The organism is Nostoc sp. (genome assembly GCF_036917135.1).
GTDB lineage: Bacteria > Cyanobacteriota > Cyanobacteriia > Cyanobacteriales > Nostocaceae > Nostoc.
The window spans coordinates 1-7,541 of sequence record NZ_JBALEA010000055.1 but is presented as its reverse complement, the minus strand read 5'-3'; the positions used below and the strand labels follow the sequence as shown (position 1 = coordinate 7,541).

Annotated in this window: 9 protein-coding genes and 1 tRNA gene; 9 read left to right on the top strand and 1 reads right to left on the bottom strand. The window is 43.3% G+C overall.

From position 1 onward, the window contains the following. The first annotated feature begins 163 nt into the window (after positions 1–163). From V7K50_RS15895 to V7K50_RS15885, 3 genes are all read left to right on the top strand, one after another. Positions 164–1,504 (top strand): glycosyltransferase, encoded by a 1,341-nt coding sequence (locus V7K50_RS15895; RefSeq protein ID WP_334961565.1) that lies wholly within the window; start codon positions 164–166, stop codon positions 1,502–1,504. 80 nt (positions 1,505–1,584) lie between these two features. Then, on the top strand, positions 1,585–1,821 hold the full coding sequence (locus V7K50_RS15890; RefSeq protein WP_118162208.1) for a hypothetical protein: 237 nt from the start codon (positions 1,585–1,587) through the stop codon (positions 1,819–1,821). Then, the gene (locus V7K50_RS15885; RefSeq protein WP_334961562.1) at positions 1,818–2,597 is read left to right on the top strand and encodes a nucleotidyl transferase AbiEii/AbiGii toxin family protein; all 780 of its coding nucleotides are present in this window, start codon (positions 1,818–1,820) and stop codon (positions 2,595–2,597) included. The genes V7K50_RS15890 and V7K50_RS15885 overlap by 4 nt, the downstream gene beginning before the upstream one ends. A gap of 34 nt (positions 2,598–2,631) precedes the next feature. Here V7K50_RS15885 and V7K50_RS15880 read toward each other — a convergent pair whose 3' ends face one another. After that, positions 2,632–2,982, bottom strand: coding sequence for an ArsR/SmtB family transcription factor (locus V7K50_RS15880; protein WP_334961560.1), 351 nt, complete (start codon positions 2,980–2,982; stop codon positions 2,632–2,634). Positions 2,983–3,063: 81 nt separating this feature from the next. On the opposite strand from V7K50_RS15880, the gene trxA reads away from it, so the two are divergent. The 6 genes from trxA (at position 3,064) to V7K50_RS15850 (ending at position 7,481) form a co-directional block, all read left to right on the top strand. Then, positions 3,064–3,387, top strand: coding sequence for a thioredoxin (trxA, locus tag V7K50_RS15875; RefSeq protein WP_012412473.1), 324 nt, complete (start codon positions 3,064–3,066; stop codon positions 3,385–3,387). A gap of 146 nt (positions 3,388–3,533) precedes the next feature. Further along, positions 3,534–4,328, top strand: a complete 795-nt coding sequence (locus tag V7K50_RS15870) for an SDR family NAD(P)-dependent oxidoreductase (protein ID WP_334961558.1) — start codon at positions 3,534–3,536, stop codon at positions 4,326–4,328. A 186-nt stretch (positions 4,329–4,514) separates the two neighbouring features. Next, positions 4,515–5,621 (top strand): alkene reductase, encoded by a 1,107-nt coding sequence (locus tag V7K50_RS15865; RefSeq protein ID WP_334961556.1) that lies wholly within the window; start codon positions 4,515–4,517, stop codon positions 5,619–5,621. 468 nt (positions 5,622–6,089) lie between these two features. Beyond that, on the top strand, positions 6,090–6,680 hold the full coding sequence (locus V7K50_RS15860) for a chromophore lyase CpcT/CpeT (protein WP_334961554.1): 591 nt from the start codon (positions 6,090–6,092) through the stop codon (positions 6,678–6,680). A gap of 267 nt (positions 6,681–6,947) precedes the next feature. After that, a tRNA-Cys gene (locus tag V7K50_RS15855) sits at positions 6,948–7,018 on the top strand. Between the two features lie 214 nt (positions 7,019–7,232). Continuing rightward, positions 7,233–7,481 (top strand): hypothetical protein, encoded by a 249-nt coding sequence (locus V7K50_RS15850; RefSeq protein WP_334961552.1) that lies wholly within the window; start codon positions 7,233–7,235, stop codon positions 7,479–7,481. The last annotated feature ends 60 nt before the right edge of the window (positions 7,482–7,541 follow it).

Here is a 7,541-nt window from a genome sequence, read left to right as displayed (position 1 = left end):
CATCGAGACATTGACGCTTACACCCAACAAATTTGGGCTTTATCTTCTTAAGTTGACACCAATGGGCATTGCCGTGCCCCTACGGGTGTACCTCACGTAAACGATAACTGCTATATGCTTTTTTTTTGAATTTTGAATTTTGAATTGGAGCGAAGCGACGGTCATGGATGTAATTGTATTAGGATTGATGCTGTTATCCTTGACAATTTGGTTAGGATTGCTGTGTTTTCGGGGTCAGTTTTGGCAGTTAGACCAACAATTAGAGATTGGAGAAACTCCGCTAAAATCTTTGCCTGTAGTTTGTGCGGTGGTTCCAGCACGTAACGAAGCTGAGTTGCTACCAACCACCTTGCGATCGCTCCTACTTCAAGATTATCCTGGTTCTTTCAACGTGTTTTTGGTAGACGATCGCAGCACAGACCAGACAGCAAATTTTGCCGAAGGGGTTGCACACGCTGTCGGGAAACCCCAGCAATTGCATATTATCTCAGGTGAATCACTGCCGAATGGTTGGTCGGGCAAACTTTGGGCAGTTGAGCAAGGTATAAAAAGTGCTAGTAAATTCGCGCCTGACTATTTTTTGTTGACTGATGCAGATATCGAACACGATCCTGGTAATCTCCGCCGACTCGTAGCCAAAGCTGTGCAGGAAGATTTAGACCTGGTTTCTGTAATGGTGCGACTTAGATGTGAAAGCTTTTGGGAAAAACTTTTGATTCCGGCTTTCGTCTTTTTCTTCCAAAAACTCTATCCTTTTCGCTGGGTGAATAATCCCAACAATCCCACCGCCGCCGCCGCCGGGGGATCAATTCTAATCGCCCGTGAAGCTTTAGAGCGCATCGGCGGTATTCAAGTCATTCGCCAAGCTTTAATAGACGATTGCGCCCTGGCTCAGGCTGTTAAGAGAGGGACTAGGGACACTTCTCTACGAGAGGCTGCGCCAACGACAAGCTCAGTGCATCGCTGGGGACTAGGGACTAGGGAAGAGTTTTCCCAATCCCCAGTACCCAATACTTCGGCTTCTCTACGAGACGCTACGCGAACGCTCAGTACAAGTCCCCAGTACCCAATCCCCAATCAAGGGCATATCTGGCTAGGATTGAGTACTTTAACTTGCAGTTTGCGTCCCTATGATTCCCTAGCGACAATTTGGGATATGGTTGCGCGTAGTGCTTATACCCAACTGAATTATTCTCCATTACTACTATTGGGAACTTTGCTAGGAATGCCTCTGATTTATTTAGCTCCACCTGTGTGTGTAATTCTAGGTGCAGTTTGGAGTAATTGGGCGATCGCACTTACAGGTATATTAGGATGGCTGTTAATGACTTTCGCTTACTACCCAACGATCCGCTTTTATAAATGTTCTCCTTGGTTAGCATTTAGTTTACCTGCGATCGCTTTTCTCTATACTTTAATGACTCTAGACTCAGCCCTACGTCACTGGCAAGGGCGCGGCGGCGCTTGGAAAGGAAGAGTTTATCCCAACCCAGATAATTTATAGTTAGAATAAGATTGAATTTCAAAATCGTTAGTGCTAATCTAAAGTTAAAGTTAAGCCTAAAGTGGTTGATTAAAAGAGTTATGACAACCGCAACACCAACAATTAATCCTGTTCTTGTCCCCAAAAAGCTGCCTTTTCTAGAGTCAATTTGTTGGCAGACCGCCGATGTCTATCGCTTTACTTCAGAAGAAATGCTGAGTCGCTACGAGCGTGGTTGGCAATATCACAATCTATTTGATAATCTTGAGGGTGAAGAACTCAATTTCCTTCAGGAACTTGCCAGACGCTATAAGTCCTGGTTGCAAGTTTGTTTATGACCTTTAGGTTAGAACATCATAATCAAATTCTCACAGTTCTTGAATGCTTAGATTCTGACATACTTAGAAAGGGTTCTGCTTACTTTGGTGGCGGAACCCTTATTGCATTTGAGTTTGATGAATATCGCTGGAGTAAAGACGTTGATTTTATCGCTTCTGTTGGTACAGAAGGGTACAAACACCTGCGGACAGTGGTATTTGATGGTGGGCATGAAGCATTATTTAGTGATTTAAGTAAAATCAAAATTGGACGTAGCACAACTGACCAGTATGGAATTCGGATGATCGTTTTTGTGGATGATATGCCGATTAAAACGGAAATTATTGCCGAAACTCGTTTTCAACTAGACCCACCAAGATATCTAAATTGGTCACCCGTTCCCTGCTTAAGCTTCAATGACTGCTTTACCTCTAAGCTGCTGTCAAATTCTGACCGTTACGCAGATGACAGCGTTGAGGCAAGAGATTTAATCGATCTAGCAATTCTCAGGCTGCAATCTCCAATCCCTCAAGTATCAATTGAGAAAGCTGAAAAAGCATATCAGGTTATGCGCCCTTTGGAAAGAGCGATCGCACTATTTCAGGGAAGACCGGATTACAGGGAGAAATGCTTTCTCAGTCTGCAAGTTGATCAAGCTCAGATACCCAAAATTATCGATGGTATTGATTTACTCTCTACAGATTTAGGTTTATCTCACACTCCAAGGGCTTTTCGAGAACAACATGATATCCTTGCTGATTTAGAAACACAAATTAAAAAACAAGAAGATTCTTAAACGATTTATGCCCCATGCCCCATGCCCAATGCCCCTAAATCCTTGAAGCTGTTTCTTTAGTACTCGCAGGGCTAACAGGTAATGGTTGAGCCGCTTTCAATACCGCATTCAGCAACCCTGGAAACAGCACCTCTAAATCTTCACGCCGCAGTATGTTAATATGATGAGTCCCTTCTTTGCGTGTCAAGACTATCCCCGACTCTCGCAAAATCTTAAAATGATTGGACATGGTGGATTTGGCGATCGCAAAATCAAATCTCGCACAGCATTGCTCCCCCTCAGTCGCCAGCAACCGCACAACCTCTAGCCGCACCGGATCGCCCAATGCATACAACACGCCCGGTAAAGAAATATTTTTTCTATCTGGATGATAAAGAAATCTCATACTTGCATTATCTCATCAGGTGGCATATATTTTTATTATTCGATATTATCGAATTATAGAATTAATTAGGAGGGCAATTTTATGTCATCCATTACAAATGTCACGGAAGCCACATTCAAACAAGAAGTCTTAGAAAGTGAAATTCCAGTCTTAGTAGACTTTTGGGCCCCGTGGTGCGGCCCTTGCCGGATGGTGGGTCCAGTAGTCGATGAAGTTGCTGCTGAATACGAAGGACAGGTAAAATTTGTGAAGTTGAACACAGATCAAAATCCTACTGTCGCCAGCCATTATGGAATTCGCAGCATTCCGACACTGATGGTTTTTAAGGGAGGTCGGCAGGTGGATACGGTGGTTGGGGCAGTTCCAAAAACTACCTTGAATAAGACCTTAGCACAGCATCTTTAGATATAGGTAAAGGGCATGGGGCATTGGGCATGGGGCATTGAGAAAACACTTAGTACAAGTTCTCCTCCACCCCTTTGACCATCCGCCCCTTTGCCCGACTACCCAGTCCCAGAGCATTCTGTTTCAACTAACGGGGAAATAGTGAAATGGACTTGAAATTACATGGTAAATCCGCGTTGGTAAGTGGCTCTACCGCAGGTATTGGTTTAGCGATCGCTCTTGGGTTAGCTCAAGAGGGTGCATCAGTAATTGTCAACGGTCGATCTGAAGAAAGAGTAGCCCAAGCGATCGCTAAAATTCAGCAAAATACACCCGACGCGAAAGTTTCTGGTGTTGTTGCTGACGCAGGCACTGCATTAGGGGTAGAGCAACTCTTTCAAAAAGTTCCTCACGTTGATATTCTCATAAACAATGTCGGTATTTATGAGCCAAAAACCTTCTTTGATATTACTGATGAAGATTGGTTAAACATCTTTGAGGTTAACGTCCTCAGTGGAATTCGTTTGAGTCGGCAATATCTGCAAAAGCAGTTAGAGCAAAACTGGGGGCGGATAATTTTTATCTCCAGCGAATCTGCCATTCAGATCCCAGTGGAAATGATTCACTACGGCACAACTAAGACAGCGCAGCTTGCCATTGCCCGAGGACTAGCAGAAATGACTGTGGGGACTGGAGTTACAGTAAACTCTGTCCTCCCAGGGCCAACCCGTTCAGAAGGCGTTGAAGAGTTTATCACCAAGCTGGCGCAGGAACGTGGCATTAGTCCAACAGAAGTTGAGGCTGAGTTTTTTCAAAATGTGCGTCCAAGTTCCTTGATTAAACGTTTTGCAACTAATGAAGAAGTAGCAGCGATCGTAGTTTATCTTTCTAGTCCCGTAGCTTCAGCAACTAATGGTGCAGCTTTGCGGGTAGATGGTGGCGTTATTCGGTCGATTGTTTAGTAGACATCTGATGAAAAAGAATTGTTTTGACGTAGCAGTGCTACGTCAAAACAAGGGTTCTGGGTAACGCATATTTAATTTCTGGAGATGTCTAGTTAATACCCTTTGTGTGGGACTGGGGAAAAGGAGAATAACCATACCCAATCCCCAATCCCCAATGACTAAAATAATTTGGAGATAAAACCAATGACTACTGATATCAACTTATTCTCTTCTTATCAATTAGGGAATCTGGAATTATCTAACCGGATAGTAATGGCACCCTTAACCCGAAATAGGGCAGGTAAGGGAAACGTACCATACGAACTTAATGCTACTTACTACGCTCAACGTGCTTCCGCCGGACTGATTATTTCAGAAGCAACCCAGGTAACTCCTGAAGGACAGGGCTATCCCGCTACACCAGGGATTTATTCACCAGAACAGGTGGAAGGATGGAAGTTAGTAACCGACGCCGTACATCAGGAGGGAGGAAGAATTTTTCTGCAACTATGGCACGTAGGCAGGATTTCTCACCCCGACTTACAACCCAATGGAGTTTTACCTGTGGCACCTTCTGCCATTGCTCCGAAAGGTGAAGCTTCAACTTATGAGGGATCTAAACCCTTTGTAACTCCCCGTGCTTTAGAAACTTCAGAAATACCGCAGATCGTCGAACAATACCGTCAGGGTGCGGCAAATGCCCTAGCAGCCGGGTTTGATGGGGTGGAAATTCACTCAGCTAATGGTTATCTAATAGATCAGTTTCTTCGGGATGGTACTAATCAACGTACAGATAAATATGGCGGTGACATTGAAAATCGTGCCCGATTCCTGTTGGAGGTAACAGAAGCGGTAACTAGTGTGTGGGATTCTAACCGAGTTGGGGTACGTTTCTCTCCGAGTGGGACTTTTAACGATATCCGTGACTCCAATCCCCTAGAGACATTTGGTTATGCAACTCAAGCTTTGAACAAGTTTAATTTGGCATATCTACATATTTATGAGGCAACAGAGGCAGACATTAGACATGGTGGGATAATTGTACCCACTAGTCATATACGCGATCGCTTTACAGGTACACTCATCGTCAATGGTGGTTATACTCGTGAAAAAGGCGATGCTGTATTGGCAAAAAAAGCAGCAGATTTAGTTGCCTTTGGCACATTATTTATATCAAATCCCGATTTACCCCGACGCTTGGCTTTAAATACACCACTAAATGAAGCAAATCAAGCAAGCTTTTATGGTGGTGGTGAAAAGGGATATACAGACTATCCATTTTTGTCGGCTGCTAATTCCGATGTTGCATAAATGCGGGATGATTTTGTTGGTTTTGTGGGATGGGCATCTTGCCCGTCCCTTGTATTTCCGGGCGGGCAGGATGCCCACCCCACAAGAATCATCCCTTCATTCAGTAACGCCCTAATTCCTATGGCGATCGCTAATCTGCTCTAATGGATTCACTGGCCATTACTCCACACATGAAGTTGCTTGAAACAGGCACTGCGAGTAATTCAGTGGTAGGGATGGCGATGGAAGATTAAACAACTTTTTGCCACACTCAAAACAGCTTTCCTTGAGTTTAGAAGCAACTCAGTTAGAGTCTAGTGTTGCTATCCAACGCCTAACAATCCTTGTTTTGTCCATCCTGATTTTCTACAGTTAGAGCATCTATCGTATATCTAATTTAAAAATTGCGATCGCAACTAGGATTTTTGAGTCTAGGGAATGTCAAAATAATCCTAGATAATTTTTAAGCAACTAGGTGATCATCTTCTAATGACTCATTCTACTGATATCGCCACTTTAGCTCGTTGGATGGCAGCTGACTTTAGCAATCAAGAACAAGCTTTTGAAAATCCGCCTTTTTATGCCCATATCCGCGTCTGTATCCGTCCCCTTCCCTTAGAATTGTTCTCAGGGATAAGTTTGTTTCTGGAGCAAGCGTATGATTTTATGCTCAATCAACCCTACCGAATGCGGGTAATGAAGTTGATTCAGACAGAAAACCACATTGCTATTGAACACTACACGGTTAAAGAAGAACAAAAATTTTACGGCGCATCTCGTGAACCCGAACGACTCAAAGAGTTGTCTGTTGAGCAATTGGAAAAAATGCCAGGTTGCAACATGATTGTAGAGTGGACAGGTAATAGCTTCAAAGGCAGAGTTGAACCTGGTAAAGGCTGCATAGTGGTTCGTGACGGCAAAAATACTTATCTGGATAACGAATTTGAAATTGACGCTAAAGAATTTTTTAGCCTCGACAGGGGAAGGGATTTAGACACCGATGAACGTCTTTGGGGTTCTATCGCCGGCCCGTTTCACTTTGTGCGTTGGAGTAATTTTGCCGATGAAGTCAAAGTGTAACAAGTGAGGAGTGAGCAGTTAGGAGTTAGGAATGAGGAATTAAAACTCATAACTCTCCTTTAATCTGCTAAGAGTTATTTTTAGCATATAGTTAACTTGCGATCAGAATTTTCTAGCGATCGCCTCAAGACTAGCAGAAACATCCAGTTAACCTACTATCTCTACCTCAGAATCCTATGCTATCATGGTTTAACTAGCATCCTATGGCTACTGAATGCCTACTAAGACATCTTAGGAAGATTAAAGTAGTTCAGGAAATCTTGCTATGGCGGCATAGCCAAGTGGTAAGGCAGAGGTCTGCAAAACCTCCACCCCCGGTTCAAATCCGGGTGCCGCCTTTTAATAAATATAAGGATTACAAAGCTCTGAAGTCCTTTTTTAATGGTAGTTGTAGGGCTTATTTGCAGAGCCTTCCAATAATTTTGGGTAGTTTGGGTAAAGAACTGGGGTAAAACTGGGGTAAAAATGTAAGGTAGAGGTTTTTACCCCTATTGGGGTAAAACTGGGGTAAAACTGGAATGGTAAAGGTCTTTACCCCAGTTAATTACCCTTATGGAATCTCAAAAATCTCAAAGTATTGCCTGTCGGGGTTCAGTGCAGATTAAGAACTCTAACGGCAGTCTCCAATTAGTTTTTTCTCATCCTATTGTTACGCCGACGGGAGAGCTAAAAACCAAGCGTTTCTACCTTTCGACAAGGCACTACGATACAACTTTAGGAAGACATCAAGCATCGACTTTAGCGGCAACAATTCAGAGAGATATTGACTATGGAGAGTTTGATGCCAGTTTAGCTAAGTAAGTCGGCGAGAATAAATCAAAGTACATTAAGTAATGTAAAAAATATTGAGACTAGTCCTCA